The 19,437-nt window shown below is 39.0% G+C and carries 22 protein-coding genes; 4 read left to right on the top strand and 18 right to left on the bottom strand.

All coding sequences use genetic code 11. From position 1 onward, the window contains the following. Positions 1-416 precede the first annotated feature (416 nt). The 3 genes from IEE83_RS25255 to accC all read right to left on the bottom strand — a co-directional run bounded on the left by IEE83_RS25255 (position 417) and on the right by accC (position 4,015). Positions 417-1,088, bottom strand: a complete 672-nt coding sequence (locus IEE83_RS25255; RefSeq protein WP_194123233.1) for a 2-C-methyl-D-erythritol 4-phosphate cytidylyltransferase — start codon at positions 1,086-1,088, stop codon at positions 417-419. Positions 1,089-1,189: 101 nt separating this feature from the next. Continuing rightward, positions 1,190-2,239: a tRNA preQ1(34) S-adenosylmethionine ribosyltransferase-isomerase QueA gene (gene queA, locus IEE83_RS25250; RefSeq protein WP_194123232.1), complete on the bottom strand. Its 1,050-nt coding sequence runs from the start codon at positions 2,237-2,239 to the stop codon at positions 1,190-1,192. Positions 2,240-2,509: 270 nt separating this feature from the next. Further along, complete coding sequence (gene accC, locus IEE83_RS25245; RefSeq protein ID WP_194123231.1) at positions 2,510-4,015, bottom strand: acetyl-CoA carboxylase biotin carboxylase subunit; 1,506 nt, start codon at positions 4,013-4,015, stop codon at positions 2,510-2,512. Positions 4,016-4,204: 189 nt separating this feature from the next. Between accC and IEE83_RS25240 the strand changes: the two genes are divergently transcribed. Continuing rightward, positions 4,205-5,476 (top strand): aminotransferase class I/II-fold pyridoxal phosphate-dependent enzyme, encoded by a 1,272-nt coding sequence (locus tag IEE83_RS25240; protein WP_194123230.1) that lies wholly within the window; start codon positions 4,205-4,207, stop codon positions 5,474-5,476. A gap of 257 nt (positions 5,477-5,733) precedes the next feature. Beyond that, positions 5,734-5,913, top strand: coding sequence for a BF3379 family histone-like protein (locus IEE83_RS25235; protein WP_194123229.1), 180 nt, complete (start codon positions 5,734-5,736; stop codon positions 5,911-5,913). A gap of 56 nt (positions 5,914-5,969) precedes the next feature. Here the strand turns inward: IEE83_RS25235 and IEE83_RS25230 are convergent, their stop codons facing one another. The 3 genes from IEE83_RS25230 to IEE83_RS25220 form a co-directional block, all read right to left on the bottom strand. Continuing rightward, on the bottom strand, positions 5,970-6,383 hold the full coding sequence (locus IEE83_RS25230) for a MaoC family dehydratase (protein WP_194123228.1): 414 nt from the start codon (positions 6,381-6,383) through the stop codon (positions 5,970-5,972). 147 nt (positions 6,384-6,530) lie between these two features. After that, a complete protein-coding gene (locus IEE83_RS25225) occupies positions 6,531-6,896 on the bottom strand; it encodes an HPF/RaiA family ribosome-associated protein (RefSeq protein WP_310588581.1) in 366 nt (121 codons plus the stop codon). A gap of 241 nt (positions 6,897-7,137) precedes the next feature. Next, positions 7,138-7,440: a DUF4286 family protein gene (locus IEE83_RS25220; protein WP_194123226.1), complete on the bottom strand. Its 303-nt coding sequence runs from the start codon at positions 7,438-7,440 to the stop codon at positions 7,138-7,140. Positions 7,441-7,604: 164 nt separating this feature from the next. On the opposite strand from IEE83_RS25220, the gene IEE83_RS25215 reads away from it, so the two are divergent. Beyond that, positions 7,605-8,024 (top strand): cytochrome B, encoded by a 420-nt coding sequence (locus IEE83_RS25215; protein ID WP_194123225.1) that lies wholly within the window; start codon positions 7,605-7,607, stop codon positions 8,022-8,024. 96 nt (positions 8,025-8,120) lie between these two features. Here IEE83_RS25215 and cysM read toward each other — a convergent pair whose 3' ends face one another. From cysM to IEE83_RS25160, 11 genes are all read right to left on the bottom strand, one after another. Further along, positions 8,121-8,993, bottom strand: coding sequence for a cysteine synthase CysM (cysM, locus tag IEE83_RS25210; RefSeq protein ID WP_194123224.1), 873 nt, complete (start codon positions 8,991-8,993; stop codon positions 8,121-8,123). Positions 8,994-9,162: 169 nt separating this feature from the next. After that, a complete protein-coding gene (locus tag IEE83_RS25205; protein ID WP_194123223.1) occupies positions 9,163-10,365 on the bottom strand; it encodes an alpha/beta hydrolase family protein in 1,203 nt (400 codons plus the stop codon). Between the two features lie 85 nt (positions 10,366-10,450). After that, the gene (locus IEE83_RS25200) at positions 10,451-11,182 is read right to left on the bottom strand and encodes an alpha/beta fold hydrolase (protein WP_228101973.1); all 732 of its coding nucleotides are present in this window, start codon (positions 11,180-11,182) and stop codon (positions 10,451-10,453) included. Between the two features lie 197 nt (positions 11,183-11,379). After that, a complete protein-coding gene (locus tag IEE83_RS25195; protein ID WP_194123222.1) occupies positions 11,380-11,757 on the bottom strand; it encodes a type II toxin-antitoxin system VapC family toxin in 378 nt (125 codons plus the stop codon). Next, positions 11,739-11,942, bottom strand: a complete 204-nt coding sequence (locus IEE83_RS25190) for a hypothetical protein (RefSeq protein WP_194123221.1) — start codon at positions 11,940-11,942, stop codon at positions 11,739-11,741. Before IEE83_RS25190 ends, IEE83_RS25195 begins: the two co-directional genes overlap by 19 nt. Before the next feature lie 88 nt (positions 11,943-12,030). Then, on the bottom strand, positions 12,031-13,740 hold the full coding sequence (locus IEE83_RS25185) for an AMP-binding protein (protein ID WP_194123220.1): 1,710 nt from the start codon (positions 13,738-13,740) through the stop codon (positions 12,031-12,033). Between the two features lie 146 nt (positions 13,741-13,886). After that, positions 13,887-14,402 (bottom strand): GNAT family N-acetyltransferase, encoded by a 516-nt coding sequence (locus IEE83_RS25180; protein WP_228101972.1) that lies wholly within the window; start codon positions 14,400-14,402, stop codon positions 13,887-13,889. 41 nt (positions 14,403-14,443) lie between these two features. Continuing rightward, entirely contained in the window at positions 14,444-15,835 is a 1,392-nt protein-coding gene (locus tag IEE83_RS25175) for a hypothetical protein (protein WP_194123219.1), read from the bottom strand. 42 nt (positions 15,836-15,877) lie between these two features. Continuing rightward, positions 15,878-17,017, bottom strand: a complete 1,140-nt coding sequence (locus tag IEE83_RS25170; protein WP_194123218.1) for a hypothetical protein — start codon at positions 17,015-17,017, stop codon at positions 15,878-15,880. A gap of 97 nt (positions 17,018-17,114) precedes the next feature. Further along, on the bottom strand, positions 17,115-17,714 hold the full coding sequence (locus tag IEE83_RS25165) for a hypothetical protein (RefSeq protein ID WP_194123217.1): 600 nt from the start codon (positions 17,712-17,714) through the stop codon (positions 17,115-17,117). Between the two features lie 12 nt (positions 17,715-17,726). Next, on the bottom strand, positions 17,727-18,278 hold the full coding sequence (locus IEE83_RS25160; RefSeq protein WP_310588569.1) for a thermonuclease family protein: 552 nt from the start codon (positions 18,276-18,278) through the stop codon (positions 17,727-17,729). 116 nt (positions 18,279-18,394) lie between these two features. Here IEE83_RS25160 and IEE83_RS25155 point away from each other — a divergent pair, with 116 nt between their 5' ends. Further along, a complete protein-coding gene (locus tag IEE83_RS25155; protein WP_228101971.1) occupies positions 18,395-18,982 on the top strand; it encodes a Uma2 family endonuclease in 588 nt (195 codons plus the stop codon). Here the strand turns inward: IEE83_RS25155 and IEE83_RS25150 are convergent, their stop codons facing one another. Next, positions 18,983-19,429: a hypothetical protein gene (locus IEE83_RS25150; protein WP_194123215.1), complete on the bottom strand. Its 447-nt coding sequence runs from the start codon at positions 19,427-19,429 to the stop codon at positions 18,983-18,985. Between the last annotated feature and the right edge of the window lie 8 nt (positions 19,430-19,437).

Genomic DNA, 19,437 nt, shown 5'->3' with positions numbered 1-19,437 from the left:
CGCCGATGATACTTGGGTCAAACCTGGTAAAGTAGGTAGCCGCCACAATACTATTATAATCAAAGCCTCGCAGAAATGTGAGGCTTTTTTTGTTGGTTACTATTGGCTCGGTCTGGGGCGACACTCGCTTCACCTCTTCCCAGGCTGCGTGGTCCGCTCGCCCGTGAGCCCGGCCCGGGACAGAGAAGTTAAGCCCGGAACCGCCGATGATACAGCGCCACGTAGTGGGAATAGGTGAGGCGCGCAGTCCAGCCGCCACAATATTATTATCCTTATCTCATCCTCAAAAGAATGGGATTTTTTTTCGTTATGAATTTTCTAAAAGTTGTCAAACTTTAAAGAAAGACTGATAAGACAATATATTCGATCAAACTATACGAAAATGCAGAATCGGATAAGGTAGGATCAATAACAATTTATTTCAGATAAATCTCAGCCCATCTCAAATCCTCAGGCGTCGTAATCTTAATATTCTCATAAGAGCCTTCCGTTAAAAAAATCGGATAACCTTCAAATTCCAGAACACTGGCGCAATCTGTAAATAGTGATTGGTATGGATTATTAAATGCTTTTTTCATCCAGTCAATTCTGAATGTCTGAGGGGTTTGGATTAAGCGAAATGAGGAACGGTCCATGGCCGTGTTCTTTTCGGTATTTTCTATAATTCTGATTGAGTCTTTAAGCGGTACGCTAGCTACGGCAGAACCGAATTGAGCAGCTTTTTGAAAGCTTTCCAAAATAATTTCTTTACTAATTACAGGGCGGACGCCGTCATGGACCGCGACAAAAGCGTCTTCACTTTCCTGAATGCTATCCAAGCCATTTTTAACCGAATGAAATCTTGTTTCTCCACCTGCTATAAGCGAGTAGGATTCCACAAATAAAAACTCATTACAAAGTTGATTCCAATACGTAAACTGCGCTTCCGGTAGAACCAGGATTATCTTTAAAGCTTCGGAATAATTTCTAAACGCTTTAAGCGTATGCATCAGGACAGGCAGTCCGTTGACAGGAATAAACTGTTTTGGTATATCACTTTTCATCCGGCTACCCGAACCACCAGCTACAATGATTACATATTCCTGCATAACAAAAAAGGCTTTGGTCTATTCAAAAAAATGTCATTTATCAACACAAAGCTGGGCTTAGGTGTTAATAAATGACAAAAGTAATTTTATTAGTGCTAAGATCAGATGATCAGCATTGCATCCCCGTATGTAAAGAATTTATATTTTTCTTTGATTGCAAGCTCGTAAGCTTTCATTACCAGATCAAAACCTCCGAAAGCACAGGCCGACATCAATAAAATTGATTCAGGAAGCTGGAAGTTTGATAACATTGCATTGGTAATTTTGAAATCGTAAGGAGGAAAAACGAATTTATCTGTCCAGCCTTCTACCGGTTTCAAATGTCCGCTTGCGGATACCGATGATTCAATTGCTTTTAAAGAAGTTGTGCCAACGGCACAAACACGTTTTTTAGCATCCAAAGCAGCGTTTACAATATCAGCGCTAGCCTGAGTAATGCGATAGTTTTCAGAGTCTGTTTTGTGTTTTGTTAAATCCTCAACATCCACAGTACGGAATGTACCAAGACCAACGTGCAAAGTAACAGGAGCAAAGTTAATGCCTTTAATTTCAAGACGTTTCATCATTGCTTTTGTAAAGTGTAATCCGGCAGTCGGAGCTGCAACAGCACCAATATGTTCAGCGAAAATAGTCTGGAAACGTTCGCGGTCAGCACTTTCAACTTTACGACGGGAAATGATTTCCGGAGGAAGCGGTGTTTCACCCAACTGATCAACCAGTTTCATAAACTCATCGTTATCTCCGTCATACAAGAAACGAATTGTACGTCCGCGTGAAGTTGTATTGTCAATTACCTCTGCAACAAGATCACTGTCACCAAAATACAATTTATTACCAACCCGGATTTTACGTGCAGGATCAACCAAAACGTCCCAAAGACGCATTTCACGGTTCAATTCACGTAGTAAAAATACTTCAATTTTAGCTCCTGTTTTTTCTTTTTGACCGTATAAACGAGCTGGAAAAACTTTGGTATCATTAATAGCCATAACGTCTCCATCATTAAAGTAATTAATGAGGTCAGGAAACATTTTGTGTTCTATTTCTCCTGTGGCACGGTTTACTACCATAAGGCGGGATTCTCCGCGGTCGGAAGGATGAAGTGCAATCAGGCTTTGAGGGAGATCAAATTTAAATTCGGATAGCTTCATAGCTTGTTAAATCGGTGAAAGTCGATAAGTCGTGGGACAAAAAGGGGCGGTCGAAATATTTATTTTTTATATATGACAAGTATTGAGTTAACAATTACACTTGTATTTATCTGGTCAATAATCATTTATCATATAAAGAATAAATTTTTCAGTTGATACTTAAATTTTTTAGTAAAGTATTGCCGAAAATTCTTAATTTTTTATATAATCAAAAATTAAGAGCGCAAAAGTAATGATTTTTTTGTATGAATCCCAATAAAATTCTACTTTTTATATTCTACCTAATCGTTGCGTCTTCCATTTGGATTTTACTAAGGGTTTTGATTCGTCGTTTACAGATTGTTTCGATTTAGAATTTTGATTTAAATAAGCACTTAGAAGTGCAGCCAATTCTTTTGTATCCTGATTTTGTGTTGCTAAAAGTTTATCAGGACTGAAATGCAGATTTACAAAATTGGTATCAAAACTACCTGTGCGGAAAAGATTATGATTCATTACAAAACGACAAAATGATAATGTTGTCTGGACACCCGAAATGTGATATTCGTCAATTGCCCGTGTCATTTTTTCTATTGCTTCCTCCCGATTTTGTCCGTAGGTTATCAATTTTGATAACATTGGATCATAGTAAATAGGAATTTCCATTCCCTGCTCAAAACCATCATCCACACGTACACCATTCCCCTGCGGCCTTACGTAAGTGACCAGCGTACCAACATCCGGAAGGAAATTATTTGCCGGATCTTCCGCATAGACTCGCACTTCAATGGAATGTCCTTTTATCTGTAAATCTTCCTGTTTTATTGTCAACGCCTTTCCTTCGGCGATATAAATCATTTGCTTTACGAGATCGACACCGGTTATGAGCTCAGTAACCGGATGCTCAACCTGAAGCCTGGTATTCATTTCCAGAAAATAAAAGTTTTTATTTTCATCTATAATAAATTCCACAGTCCCTGCTCCATAGTATCCGCACGACCTGGCCACATCAACTGCACAACGCCCCATTTCTTCACGTATAGCAGGAGTTATGGAAATTGATGGCGCTTCTTCAATTACCTTTTGATGGCGGCGCTGTATGGAACATTCGCGTTCAAACAAATGAATAATATTCCCATGCTGATCACCCAATACCTGTATTTCGATATGTTTTGGGGAAGTAATGTATTTTTCAATGAACACGGCACCATCACCAAAGGAAGAAATGGCTTCACTTACCGCGCGGTCCATTTGTTCATCAAATTCAGCTTCGTTTTCAACCACGCGCATACCTTTTCCTCCGCCTCCTGCACTTGCCTTGATCAAAACCGGATAACCTATTTCCAAAGAAACCCGTTTTGCTTCCTCACGATCATCAATGGCAGATGCCGTTCCCGGAACCATCGGTATGTTGTAGCGTCCGGCCGCATCTTTGGCCGCAAGTTTGCTACCCATAATTTCAATTGATTCGGGAGATGGGCCAATGAAGATCAGTCCTGCCTCACGGACTTTTCTTGCGAAACCGGCATTTTCGGACAAGAATCCATATCCAGGATGAATGGCATCAACACCTAATTGGTGGCATACTTCCAGAATTTTATTAATATTTAAATAGGATTCTGAAGAAGGCGCCGGGCCAACACATACGGCCTCGTCAGCATAGCGCACATGAGGAGCTTTCCGGTCGGCCTCACTAAATATAGCAACAGTTTTGATATTCATTTCCCGCGCTGTACGTAGGATTCTCAGGGCAATTTCTCCCCTGTTGGCGACCAGTATTTTTTTGATTTCAGGCATGTAAACAGATCACAATGAGGACACAAGATATGTGAAATTATTGCAAAATTTAAAAGTACTATTTTTATATTTTGGGTAATTTACAATTCGTTGAAAATTAGGTTTGTACTTAATGTATTGTTATTTTTTTTATTTTTGCATTTATCTAACATAAATTACAAGGTTGTTACCCACATAAATTAGAAGAGAGTGGACATTTTTGAGAAACTGCACAATAATTCAGGCCCGATCGGAACGCCGGCTAAAATGCTGAATAGCCATCATTATTTTTCATTTCCCATGCTGGAAGGTGATCTGGGACCGAAGATGCGGTTTATGGGGCGTGAGGTATTGAACTGGAGTCTTAATAATTATTTGGGACTGGCAAATCATCCGGAAGTACGTAAAGTTGACGCAGAAGCGGCGGCAAAGTGGGGATTGGCTTATCCGATGGGTGCGCGTATGATGTCTGGTAATTCGACATTACATGAGGTATTTGAAAAAGAACTTGCCGAATTTGTAGGTAAAAAAGATGCTTTTTTATTGAACTACGGATATCAGGGCGTTATGTCTGCGATCGAATGTATCTGCGATCACCGCGATGTAATTGTTTATGATGCTGAATCACATGCCTGTCTGATTGACGGTATTCGCTTGCATAAAGCCAAAATGGGCCAGTATTATAAGTTTAACCATAATGATATGGCTAGTCTTGAAAAAAACCTGGTTCGTGCAACAAAAGCTGCTAATGAAAAAGGTGGTGGTGTTTTGGTGATTACCGAAGGCGTTTTTGGTATGTCAGGTAAAGTTGGCGATTTGAAGTCAATTGTTGAATTAAAGAAAAAATACGAATTCCGTCTGCTTGTTGATGATGCACACGGATTTGGTACAATGGGTGAAACAGGTGCAGGTGTAGGTGAAATGCTGGGTGTACAAGGTGAAGTTGATTTATACTTCTCGACGTTTGCAAAATCTATGGCTGCCATTGGTGCTTTTATCGCGTCTGATGATCCTGAAATTATCATGTACCTGAAATATAACATGCGTTCCCAAACCTACGCAAAGGCTTTGCCGATGCCATATGTTGAAGGATGCAGAAAAAGACTGGAAATGATTAAAACGATGCCTGAGCTTCGTTCCAAATTATGGGAAAATGTAGAAGCCATGCAAAATGGTCTTAGAAGTCGTGGATTTAATATTGGAGAAACAGAATCACCTGTTACGCCGGTTTTCCTGCACAGTGAAGGCGGCGTACCTGAGGTAACACGTATGGTTCGTGACCTTCGTGAAAATATGGGAGTGTTTTGTTCTATTGTTGTTTATCCGGTGGTACCAAAAGGACAGATTATGCTGCGCATTATTCCAACTGCTTCACATACGTTGGAAGATGTGGAATATACGCTTGATGCATTTACAACTTTGGCAGACAAATTAAAGAACAGAGTTTATCAGATTGAAGACGTTCAGGAGGTTGCTGAATAGTTGAAATCATGTCTCATTGTAATAAAAGGACGTTTTTTAATTAAAACGTCCTTTTATTTTCTTATGTAACCGAAAAAAGTTATTAAGCGTAACTTGTTATATATGAATGAGTTATATGTATTTTTGAATATAAATTGCATTATAGTGTTGTTTTTTTTTGTTTTTTGGGTTGCGGTAATGCTTTTAATTACTAAATTTCGGGCAAAACATGCGTTTTTAGCGTGTTAGAGGCATTTTAACTAAAACCAAATAAAAACATGGCAAGATTTGATGAAGTAAAAGATTTGATTCTGTCGCTTGAAGGCGATTTTGATAAGTTTTACAATAAAGCAAACCAGGCAGCTGGTACTCGTGTGCGTAAAGGTATGCAGGAGCTAAAAACTTTGGCTCAGGAAATTCGTTCAGAAGTACAAAACAAAAAGAACGAGGGAGAATAAGTCTTTTTAGTAACATACAGAGAAAGCCGGGTTTGAAAAAGCCCGGCTTTCTTATTTTAAAATTTCTCCTGATTGATCATCGTAGCGATTCCTCTTGTCACGACTTTTTTTGTATTAACATCAAATATCTCTGTTGATATTTCAGCGATGTGTTTTACAGGATCAATTGTTTTAATTGTGAATACCGCTTTGTAATCCGTTTCAACAAACATTGGTCTTAAATATTCCACGGTTTGTTTTAAATAAATTGATCCGAATCCTGGGAATTCGGTACCCAACACTTTCGTAAAAACAGTTGTACCTAGCATTCCATGAATGATCGGACGTTTGAAGCTGGTTGTAGCCGCATAATCTGCGTCCAGGTGGATTGGATTATTATCGCCTGTCAGTTCTGCAAATTGTATTACCTGCTCCTGTGTGAAGCGAAAAGCGTGTTCAAACGCGGAACCAACAACAGGTTCTATATTCATAACTTGAAATTTAAGATTAATATTTTTCGCAAAAAACGTATAATTCGGGGAGTACTACAAATTTGGCATTTCAATTTGATCAGCTTAGCCTATAAATAAAGAAAGCCACCCTTTTGGAGTAGCTTTCTTTACAAACATATATAATTTTTACTCTTCGATATCTTCCGTTATAACAGCAACTTCGTCTGTCTGTAAAACTCCATCAACCGGTTTTGGAGCCCTTGCCTTGTTCCGCTTGTCTTTAAATTTCTTAACCTGCATTTTCAATGTATCAATCGCTAAATCGGTCGCCTCTTCAAATGTTGTACCCTGTTCTCTTACAAACATTGTCCCGCCCGGAACATAAATCTTAACTTCAAGAAGTTTGGTATGTAATTTGGCGTTATCACTTTTATCCAATCTCAGAAACACTTCACCACTCGTAATCTTATCGTAAAACGTGTCGAGTTTATCCATTTTTTGTTGAATGAATGTCAACAGTTTAGGGTCAGCGTCGAAGTGAATTGCTTGCATTTGCAGTCTCATAAGCACTTTAAGTTTTATGGTAAAACATTACTTCCAACCGGGTCTTCAAATCTATCCTCACTCCAAAAACAGTCCGTATTTATTCTAAATTTAACACGAACCGTTCATCATGTCAAAAGATTTTCAAGACTTACGGTATATTAAATAAAAGGAAAGATTACCGTAATGTCAAGCGAATGTAAAGGTTTTGTTTAAAAACTTTTTTGTTCAATACAATTGCGTCTGATGATCAGGCTTCCTCCAGAAGTGTTCGGAAAGAGACATAATGACCATTAAACTTTTGATGATGTTTGTCTTGCAAATCAGCCTGGAAATGGGTCTGGTAGGCCAGGAAATCTTCCATGGTACGGAAAGTAAACTGGTTTGTATAAGTGGCTCCTTCATTATCAATTTCAGTAAGCAAACGGAGCAATTTTGTTTCGATAGGCAATCCGCTGGCCATTATTTCAGGAATGTGGATTTCCTTCATGTATTTAAGCCATTCTTTTTCAGCTGCGTGGCTGACATTCACAGTAATATTAAACAGGATCATTTTGTGTTTTATTTCGATTTGAAAAACTCGTACAAATATTATGCTTTAAAATTTTTTAGCCTAATCGGTAAACTTGACAATTCGATGCGGGCATTTGTTGTGATATGCTGAATTGACAACTACCTTTGCAAACTTACGATTTCACCATAACTTGTTTATAACATATGAACGCTCTTATACGTGCCCATTCCGGCTTACGTTATGTTGTGCTTGGCTTGTTAATTGCCGCAGTAGCCATTGCATATTCCAATTGGCAGAATAACAAACAAGGCGACAGCAAAATTTATTTGTTCGCTTTGATCGCCACACATACCCAGCTTTTGATTGGATTAGTGCTTTACACGATGAGCCCGTTGGTAAATTTCGGAGAGATCGGCAATAAAGTAATTCGTTTTTATTCTATTGAACACGTTTTCATGATGGTGATTGCAATTATTCTGATCACCGTAGGACGCGTTCGTTCGAAGAAATTGGTTGGGGCAGATAAGCACCGTACCGTATTATATTTCTACGGAATGGCATTAATTATCATTCTGGCCGCTATTCCATGGCCTTTCCGGAATTTGGGCGCAGGCTGGTTTTAATTAGCTATCGGCTATCGGCGGTCGGCAATCAGCTGGCCGCCATGCATTATTTTTTTAGCAGCCAAAGTCGAAAGCTGATTGCTGACTGCCGATAGCTCATCCAAATAAATCGCTTGAAAGATATCTGTCGCCTCGGTCGCAGATTATAAATACAATAGTCCCTGAATCCAGTGTTTTAGCCAATTCCACAGCAGCCCAGGCAGCACCGCCGCTACTCATTCCGGCAAATACTGCCTCTTCATTTGCCAGACGGCGTGTCATCAAAACGGCATCTTCCTGAGTCACTTCAATAACCTGATCGACACGATCTTTTTCGAAAATTTTTGGAAGATATTCAACCGGCCACTTTCTGATTCCCGGAATGCTGGATCCATCCGTTGGCTGGCAGCCAACAATTTGTATATTTTCATTTTGTTCTTTCAAAAAACGGGAAACGCCCATAATGGTACCGGTAGTACCCATGGAAGAAACAAAATGTGTTATTTGCTGATTTGTATCACGGAATATTTCTGGTCCCGTGGTGTTATAATGCGCTTTCCAGTTGTCAGGATTGGCAAATTGATTAAGCAAAAGGAATTCACCGGTTTTTGCTTTTTCTTCCGCATAATCTCGTGAAATTTCCATCGTATCCAGAAGCGTTACTTTTGCTCCGAAAGCTTCCATCGTCAGAACTCTTTCACGGGTAGAATTTTGAGGCATTACCAGTTCGATTTCAATATCAAAAAGTCTGGCAATCATCGCCAGTGCAATACCTGTATTACCACTGGTGGCTTCAATCAGTTTCGTTCCTGGCTTTATTTCTCCCCGGTCCATCGCACCTTTGATCATGCTGTAAGCTGCACGATCCTTCACGCTTCCGCCAGGATTATTCCCTTCAAGCTTGCCGTAAAGTTTTACGTTTGGATTTGGATTAATACGGTTTAATTCAACTAACGGGGTATTTCCTACTAAATCAAGAAGTGTAGACATGGGAAAATTAAAAATGTGATGTTAAATTGCATTGTCATTTTTGTTATAAACAACATCGCACATCACCAATCCGGTTCATCACTGACCGGTAATTAGAAACGAAGGAAAAGTTATTATTATCAACAACCATATTTGTCTGATAGACTTAATTGATTGCAAATATAATATTTTATTGATACTTCGAATCTGTAAAGAATGCTAAAGTTCCTGCAAGAAATGTAGTGATGGATGATGAATGTGTTCCACCAGGAATGGTAATCAGCACCACATCAGTCGCTCCGCGTTTTTTCATGGCTGCTTCTGCATTCACAGAATTGAAATAAAATACCAATGGATCTGCATCACCATGGAATAATCTCGTAGGCGTATTTGGCTTCCAATCATACACATCATTGTCGCCAATAGCAGCAATAAAACCGGTATCGGTTCCGGTATTTACAGCTGTTTTAAAAGAATCCGTAAGTATCGTATTGAAACTTACATTGATAGGATTAGCTATACCAAGTTGCTCGATTTGAGCTGCATACGGATCTTTAAAATAATATGTTTTTGGTTTGTTCAATTTGTAGATCCTGTCGTACGTAAGCATTACCCACAAATACAAAGAATTGTAAGAAGCGACAGTATTTACTGAGCTGTTGATCACATATTTCATAAATGCCGTTTTATCATAGGCACCTGCACCACAGCTTGATGCTCTCAGATTAAATTCAGAAGAAGCTTCTTCCTCGATTTTTTTCTGCAAACACATTGTCGCATAACCTCCTTCGGAATAGCCGGCAACATATAATTTTTCATTCCATTTCACGTCGGTTTGTTGCTTCAACATTTCCTTGGCGGCCCGCAACATATCCAGTGTTGAGGAAGCAAGACTTGCACGATGTTCATATGGATGCGGCAAATCTTTGGAAGCGCCATAACCTATGTAGTCAGGATATGAAATGATGTAACCCATAGATCCAAATACGGACCCAAAAGTGGCTGCTTCTGAACCACTCTGGAAATTGGAAGGCGCAGCGTCATCCGTTGTGATAGTTCCGTGCTGAACGCTTATCAGCGAAACCGACTGATCTGTTACAGGTAATAAAACTGCTCCCGACGCCGTGATCGCTGAACCGTCTGTATTGGTAGTTTTATAAGTGACTTTGTAAACTTTTACATTGTATTTTGCATAACCTGCCAGAAGAGGATAGATTTTAGCAATATCATCCTTGGTAAGATCCTTAATAAAAGTGCTTGAAACGAGGTATTTGTTTTCTTCCGGTTTTACGTCCTTATCATCATCGTTGCTACAAGCAGTAAAAAATAATAAAACCCAAATGAGAAGTAACCAGCTTTTATGGAAATGGATTGTAGAAGTGTTCTTTTGCATATCTTTGAAAGAAATAAGTCAGTGTTACGTCAGAGATAACGAACACTGACTTATTTATGATAAATATAATCTGATTTTCTGAGAATTATATTTTTGTCATATACCAACTTATCATACGGGCAGAAGCATCCGGACGTTCAACCATACCCATATGTCCGGCCTCCGCAAGAATAAACGGATAACTTTGTTTTGGATATTCCGACAAACTGATGCAGCTTTCGAAAGGTATAAGTTTGTCCTGCATACCAATAATAAATAGTACGGGAAATGGCATAGTAGCCAAAACTGCTGTACGATCTTTCCGGTCACGCATGGCGTTAATTCCTGTTATTAATGCTTCGGCTGGTATTTTTCCGAAACGGGCGATATGTTCTTTTATCTTTTCAGGATAAAGTTCTTTGAAACGATCTCCGTATAAATTACCGGCGGTATTTTTTACAAACATTTCTGTACCGTAATTCCGCAGCAGATCTATTGTTTGATTGCGTTGATGTTTTTTCGCTTCGTCATCAGCATAAGCGGTTGAATGGAATAACCCGAAACCTTCAAGCATTTCAGGATATTTTTCGGCAAAAGCAAGAGCGATATAACCGCCCATGGAATGGCCAATTAATGTGCATTTTTCTATGACTGCATTGGTAAGAAAACGGTGCAGTTCATCAGCGTATTCTTCAACGGTTTTACAAAAAGTAAAGAGAGAAATATTAGGCCTGACTACGGTGTAATATTCATTTATTGAGGCATCAACACTATCCCAGATGGAATCGTCTACCCCGTGACCATGCAATAATACCAGTGTTTTTCTGTGTAGATTCATAGTTACTTATATTCAACGGTGGAGTTATTCTTTTGTTAAATATACGGAAAACGTTCTCGAAATTCTGGTTTTGATGTGAATTGATTGTTAAATGTGGAGCGAGGAGATATCGATTGTGTCAGTGGTCAAAGTAAATAAACTTGATTTTGATTAATATCATTTATTTAGCAATACTTCTTCATATACTATTTCTAAAATTAAATTTTATGAAGATTAACCACATCTAGATTTTTTATATTTATAAAATCTTTCTCATTATTTGTGATCAATGTATAGCCATTAGCCAAGGCAGTCGCGGCAATAATTGTATCAGCAAGCTTGATCCTCTGTGTTTTTCGTAGTGATATGCAAATATCAATAATGACTGTATCAATCTGAACAACGTTAGCCAGTGCAATGAATTCTTCCATAGCTTTTGTTGCATTTTTGTATCCCAAAAATTCTATATACGTAATAAATGAAATTGTAAAGTCTTCGTTAATTACATCAGCCAAAAAACGTAACCCATTTTCGGATAATTTATGCGTCTGGGCATCAATAAGTGTGTTAGTATCTATCAGAAATTTCTTTCCCATTCATTACGACTTTGCGTTACATATTCCTGCATTTTTTCACCTTCTTCGATACTCAAAGTACCGAAAAAGTCGGACGGTTTTTTTTTGGGTAGAACAGAAGCTGTGGTTTGTTTTACTTCATCATCAATATAAAAAAGCACATGTACTTCTTTTCCAACATAAGCGTCTGGAAGAGATATAGACATATCAAATGTTGTTTTATCGGGGGTTATTATAGTTTGTATCATTGGAATTTTATCTAGTAATAAAGAATTCCTAAAAGTCTTTACTTATTCATTTGTTCAACTTCCCAATTTCCTCCTCCCTCAAAACCCGCCTCAAAATCTTACCAACATTTGTTTTTGGTAATTCAGTTCTGAATTCAATTTTCTTAGGGCATTTATAGGCAGTCAGGTTTTCTTTGCAAAACGCTCTTACTGTTTCTTCCGTAAGCTCAGGATCTTTTTTAACGATAAATAATTTGACAAGTTCACCAGATTTTTCATCCGGAATACCTACACAAGCCACTTCCAGAACTCCCGGACATTGTGAAACTACATCTTCAACTTCATTTGGATATACATTGAAACCAGACACCAGAATCATATCTTTTTTCCGGTCTACAATTTTGAAGTATCCGTCGGCATCTTCGTAACCCAGGTCGCCGGTTTTGAACCAGCGTTTTCCGTCTTTTTCAAAAATAACCAAAGCCGTTTCGTCCGGACGATTAAAATATCCAAGCATAACCTGTGGACCGAATGCACAAATTTCACCAACTTCCCCCGTATCAGCCCACTCTCCATTTTCTCTTAAAATGGCCATGGCAGTACTTGGCCAGGGAATTCCGATTGTTCCAATTCTGTTTTCACCAATTAATAAATTGGACGACAAAACAGGCGATGTTTCTGAAAGTCCGTAACCTTCACAAGCCGGACAGCCCGTTGCGGTCAACCATCTTTCAGCAACAACTTTTTGCAAGGCCATTCCGCCCGCAGTGGTTGCTTTCAACTGACTAAAATCAATTTCTGCAAAACGCGGATTATTCATTAATCCATTGAACATGGTGTTAACGCCTGTAAATACATTAATTCTGTACTTTTTCAGATCGTTAATGAAAGCATTCATGTCCCGGGGATTGGTAATCAATACATTCATTGCACCGATTTTTATTCCGGTAAGCGCATTTACTGTCAGTGCGTAAACGTGGTAAAGCGGCAGTGCAGCCACAAAAACCGGAATTTCCATTTCACCCATTACTGGTGTGATCCAGGCACTATTTGCTTCTACATTGGCAATTAAATTTCGGTGTGTAAGCATTGCACCTTTTGAAACGCCGGTTGTTCCTCCTGTATATTGAATAAAAGCAATATCAATATTTGAAACAGAAGGCTTTGTATAAGTAAGCCCGGCACCAAGCGAAAGTGCTTCACTGAAAGAAACGGCTCCTGAAATATGATAAGCCGGAACCATCTTTTTGACATATTTCACGACTGTGTTTACAATGAGCTTTTTTGGAAAACCCAGCAAATCGCCAATTTCAGTAATGATTATATGTTCGATTTCAGTATTAGCAACAATTTTTTCGAGATGTGCTGCGAAGTTGGCAAGAATGACAATTGCCTTAACGCCGGAATCTTTAAACTGATGCTGCATTTCTCGTGGCGTATAAAGCGGATTTGTATTGACGATCACCAAACCTGCCCTTAAAGCGCCAAACATTGCGATTGGATATTGCAGCAAATTTGGCATTTGAATTGCAATTCTGTCGCCTTTCCGCAATCCCAGATTTTCCAGATACGCTGCGAAATTTCTTGAAAGTTCATCCAGTTTGCCAAAAGTCAGCTCTTTGCCCATGTTGGCATAAGCAGACCTGTCTTTATATAATCCGAAACCAATGTCCATCAAATCAATAAGTGAAGAATAGGCATCAGGATTTATTTCGTAAGGAACGCCTTGGGTATAATATTTCAGCCAGGGATATGTTTCTTTTGACACGGCAATCATAGGTTCAATCTCAAATATGGATGAAGATTTTTTCAGGATATAAGTTAATCAATTGAGACAAATAAATATTGAAGTAGTCCAATTTTATTTGTCTCACTATTATAACGCTATTTACGGGATGAAATACTATTCAACAATCATATAAATTATCTTTTGGAAAGCTCCCAGCGCCATAGCAATCCTTCTTCCGGGTCATTTACTTTATCATCTGTTCTTTGAAAACCTAACTTTTCCAAGATATGGACAGATGCATTTTCCTCCGCCATCGTATGCGCCAGGATTTTATGTACACCGGATTGTTTAAAAGCGTGATCGACAAGTGCTTTTGCAGTTTCGTGACCAAGTCCCATGGACCGGTGTGATGAAGCAATTTCGTAGCCAATTTCCACCATTCCGCTGGAATCCGGTTCGCCTTTGTAGCCACATGATCCGATCAGAATATTTCCCGGTTTGTAAACTATAAGATAAACCCACCATTCGCGTAGCGGAGGGTGGGCTTTCCAACGATGATAAGAAGGTGTAAAAGTATCACGAAATTCGGTCCACTTTTTTGGGACGTTAACACCCATTACACGGCCAAGGACATTATTGCCCATACGGATCGCATCAAAAAGGGTGTCATCGCAAGCAACAATATCTAAACGGGGACTTTGAAGAAGCATCTTTAAGTTAAAAAGTCAATCAAAGTCCCAATTTACGAAAATCAGTCTGAATTGTTTTCATCAAAACGATCGGTGATCGCTTTACGGATGGCTTGATGAGGGCGCATACCGGAATTTTTAGAACGGGTCACAGCTCTGTCCGATGCATTTGAACGCGCACGTAAAGCCAGATTTGAAACGGTCATATGGCCCGATCTCCAATGTTCATATTCTTCATCGCTCATGATATCACGGGTAACTTGTCCGTGCGCATAACCATCTCCAAACGATTGAATGCGGCTATCCGTCAATGCAAGTTTTCGTTCTTCTTCAAGATGCTCAATTTCCGTACGGATTGAAGCTTCTTCCTGTTTCAATTCTTCCCAGGTTGGCAATACCGCAATATCATTCTCTAAAATACTTTTCTGGGCAAGTTGTTCAGAAATTATTGCTTGCAAATCGTCAAGCTGATTTTCAATTTTTTTCCTGCGTCTTTTCAATTTCCATAATTTCGGATCAATTTGAAGCCACCGCATCCAGAATCCCTGCAAAACCGGCAGCGCCATTCCCAGAGAAACTGCACCGGCAATAGCAAACAGAACGCCACTTAAAACGAATGACATCAATGCCCATGGACTATTAACCAGATCCAGATTCAGCTGGTCAGAACTTTTTAAAGCCTGCTCAATTTTATTCGTTAATTCAGGACTGTTTATCGGGGCGCCAGTCAGTGGGTCAACTGCATTTAATTGCAGGCCTTTAACTGATTTATTGATGGCTTCTTTTAATTTATCTGTACGATAAGCCTCATAACGGAACCAGCCTAAAACGATCAAAGTCACAATGGCAAAGATTGATAAAATCAACTTAAACTTCGCATAATTGGATTTTGCTTTTGGCGATTCATCTTTCTGATATGGCTCTTCAACCAAACGATCATATGCCGGCTTTAACAAAACGGATAACATCGCAAGACCAATTGCAAATGCCCATGCTTCATTTACATTACGAATATTCAATGCATAAGCTACAATCTCGTGCGAGATGATAAGGTCGCCGGCAATGAAAGAAATACCTGCAACCAGAAATATCAATCCAGCTATCAGGGAGTAGTGCGGACCGGAACTCACGCGTTTTGCTCTTAATTCTTCTGCTTGTTTTTCAATATCAGCGACAGAAGAATCCAGGTCTTTTATTTTTTTTGCAGTTTTGTTTACACCCATCAGCTGTTCCTGAAGCTTGTCAAAAGATAGCTTATGAGTTTGAACAGTTTCCTGTCTTTTATTTTTAATAGAATCAAGTTCTGATTTTTTTTGATCCAGGCGATCCAAGACCCAGTCGTGGCTGACGTTGCTCGACAAATAGGCTTCATAAACCTGGCGGTCTAATCCTTCAAGGCCACTACTGTAACCATGCTGATAGTCGCTGTTTTGATTAGGCTGTTGCTCGTCCATAACTTCGATTATTTAGTAAGAATAGCATTTCGCGCAAAAAAATCATTCCGCACTTTTTCTGATTTCTTGTAATTGCTTGTTTGTAAGTTGATTTTTCATACGTCGTGCAAGCGAATACTCACTCTCAAAAAGCTTGATCAGCATATCACGTTTGGCATAAATCCGGTCGCGTTCCGTTTCGGACTGGCCTTGTTCACGCAAAATCTGCCACTTTTTTACACGCAGTTCATCAACCTCCTGTTGCAAAGTCTGAATCTCACTTTCCCAGTTCTGCATATGATTCGCAGTTTCCTCGCGATCGCGGGTGACGTTGAACAAAGCATGTAAATCATTTCTCAGAATGGTCACATTGCTAAGAAGAAGTTTTCCGGCGAAGAGGAAAAGAAAGAAGACAAAAACGAATAAGGCTATTCCCTGGAATAATCCCTGATAAGGCAAAACATTGGCAAAAACGAATAACGCCGCCGCAAACGGCAAACCGATTTCTTCAAGTAACGAACGCCATGAAACTTTGGAATCTGTATCATGAAACATAGAAATTCTTCCAAAAAGACTAAACATCCCAGCCAGGAAAATGCCGAGTGCAATCCATGAGGTTTCCGCAAAAGCTGGTTTCAAAGATTCCCTGATCAGGAAAAAATTTCCAATACACATAGCGACTGATAGCGACAAACCGATCAAAGTTCTTGGCAAATGATGCTCGCCGGCAGATTTTGATACGATCAGGTTTTTTAGCTTGTTTTCAAGTTCCTCAATCCGATTGGTCTTTTGTCCGATAAAGAGATTTTGCTCCTGAATACGCTCATTATGCTGCTCAATACTGCTTAAATGCGGTGCCGCAAGATGTGAAAAGTATTTATGGATTATATCGGTTTTCTCAGTCGGATCCGATTCTGACAAGCCAAACAAAACGCCTTCGTCGCGTAATGTATCTTCGTCTTCCAGCCAGTAAGGAATAACCACTTCGGTCTTTGCTGGTATTGTTGTATTTTGTTGATAATGAGTATTGTAATTGGTTGCTGTCACATTGCTGACAGAGTGATTTAATGATTTTTGAGGCATGGTGTCTTTGAAGCTCACAGGAGTTTCGGTAGGAAATTCGGGTTCGTCATCATAAAAATTTTCTTCGTCATCCTTCGAAGAACGGAACCAGTTTGTGATACGTTCAGTGAATTTGGCCATAGTTTGTCATGGTTTATCCCGCAAGTATCCATCAAAACTGAGAAATTGCCAATATTATTGTGATGACCGGTTTTTTTAATAAGTAAAGCGCTGTGAATTAGGTCTTTGGGAACATCTGTTTCAATGCAGTCCAAAGTTTCTTTTTCAACACAACATCAGCTTCGATAACGGCCAGCGGGTCGGTCAGGAGAAACCAGATTCCTTCTACTTGTTTGGGTGTATAAGGTGGAAGAAGCAGATCGAGCCGGAGCTTGATCAAAGGAACGCCGAAGGTTATGAAGTAATTAATCCGTTTTTCCGCAAGCACATTTCTGGCATCCGGACCGGATAAAAAGCTGAAATTGAGAATGTCGGAATTTTCGGAAGATTGCCCGACTGCCTTTAAAATATTATCAAGGAACAAAGCTTCTGAAACCAGCATTTCCTTCTGTTTTGGTTCGTCAATTAATATCAAAACCTTATGGTTAAGCACCGGAAACTGAACAATAGGAGCAACGGGCTTAGTAGTTTCAATATTGACTTTTACAACAGGTTGAGGTATTATTTCCCTCACTGGGGTAGCTGCCGGCACTTCAATTTTAGCCGGGATAATTTCAGGAACTACCTCTTTTTCTTCCAAACGGACAACTACATCTTCCTGCAATTGGAAAAGTGTTTCGTTTTGATATAAAATTTGAAAAAGTGCTGCTGAACTCATTTCCTGATCTTATTATTGTATACTCCAGATACCCAGTTTTTTCTTTTGTGCGTCAATTTCAAGATTAGCATATTCAATACTGTTTGAATATTTCTTGAAGTGAATCGCCAATCCTTTTTTTACAAGTTCCTTATTCAGTACGGATCCGTTTGGTAAAATCACTTCCCCTAAAAGACGTCCGTAGCGGTCAAATTCGCCTGTATGTTTTATGTTTACAATCTTACGAAAACATCTTTCGGAAGTATATTGTTTCGCCACTTTATAAAACGGTTTTCCTCGTTCGGGAGAATTAATATGCAAAAAACGGATTCTTACCGGTTTTCCCTGGCGCAGACCTGCCTTTTTTCCATCAAAAATAAATTTCAATTCAATGGTATCTCCATCCTGAATTCCAATTACCTCGGCTTTTAACGGATTCGGTAAATTACTGGATTTTGGAATGTCCTGTTTTTCTCTTTCTGTAAGATATTCTCTTTTTTGAAAAGATAATAAGCCAGGCAACAAAAGGATGGCAATCAGGTAATGTATTAGTACTCGGGATGTTGTTACTTTACAGAAGCGCACGCGTAAATAATAAGAATAAGTTGAAAGGTTAAAGGTAAGCAATACTTTGTGATCGGAGACTTTATCTTATTTGTTTTATCTTTGAATAAATGCTTTTAAAATTCAACGCACAGCTTATGACAATTGACCAACTGGATCTTGCCGGCACTTATACCTATGCAGATTATCTTCAATGGACATTTGAGGAGCGTCTGGAAATAATAAAAGGAAAGATTTTTAAGATGTCTCCTGCGCCGGCAAGAAGACATCAGGATATTTCTTTCAAAATTGGTAACAGACTTTATAACTATTTACAAAACGATAGCTGCAAAGTTTACATGGCTCCCTTTGACGTTCGCCTTACTCCATTAAAACGAAACGCCAAACCAGATCAGGTTTATACCGTGGTACAGCCGGACATTTCTGTAATTTGTGATCTTGAAAAACTGGATGACCAAGGTTGTAATGGTGCGCCGGATTTAATTATTGAAATTCTTTCTCCCGGCAATTCTAAAAAGGAAATGAAAGATAAATTCGAAGTTTATCAGGAAAACGGTGTTAAAGAATATTGGCTGGTTAATTCTACTGAAAAAGCGATTTTTGTTTACGTGCTTAACGAATCCGGCATTTTTATCGGTTTAAAACCTTTAATTGAAGAAGAAGTTTTGACGTCATCTGTTTTGCCAGGATTTGAAATGCCAGTCGGCGAAATTTTTGCTGATTAACTAATTTAATTTTAAATCGTACCACTTAATATCTTTCAGTGGAGCACGTCGCGAAACCATTTGTTGGGGTGCGTAATTCTTTTCAAGATAATCCAGAACCTGTTTTTCAGTATCACCCAATTCCCACAAGTTATGATTCGCCTGCATCCAGCGAATTTTTTGTTTCCAGCCATCTCTTGTAAAATGATTGGCTATAATCAGTTTTGTTGAATGGCAACCCGTACATTGCGCTTTCACCATGTATAAGTTTTCATCAACGATCAAGCCTGTTTCAGGATCTTTTTTTGTTGTATCTGAAAGTATAACAAATGGATTTGAAGGCAGAAAATTTTCCTTCAAACTTTCATTTATAGAATTTTCAGTTTCCTGACGAAAAGAGCTGAATATGATTCCCAGGGAAAAGAAAACGATAAGTGTAAGCTTTATTTGATTGGACGAATTTTTCATAATCTGAT

This window comes from Dyadobacter subterraneus, assembly GCF_015221875.1.
Taxonomy (GTDB): Bacteria; Bacteroidota; Bacteroidia; order Cytophagales; family Spirosomataceae; genus Dyadobacter; species Dyadobacter subterraneus.
This window is presented reverse-complemented; position numbering and strand designations above follow the sequence as displayed.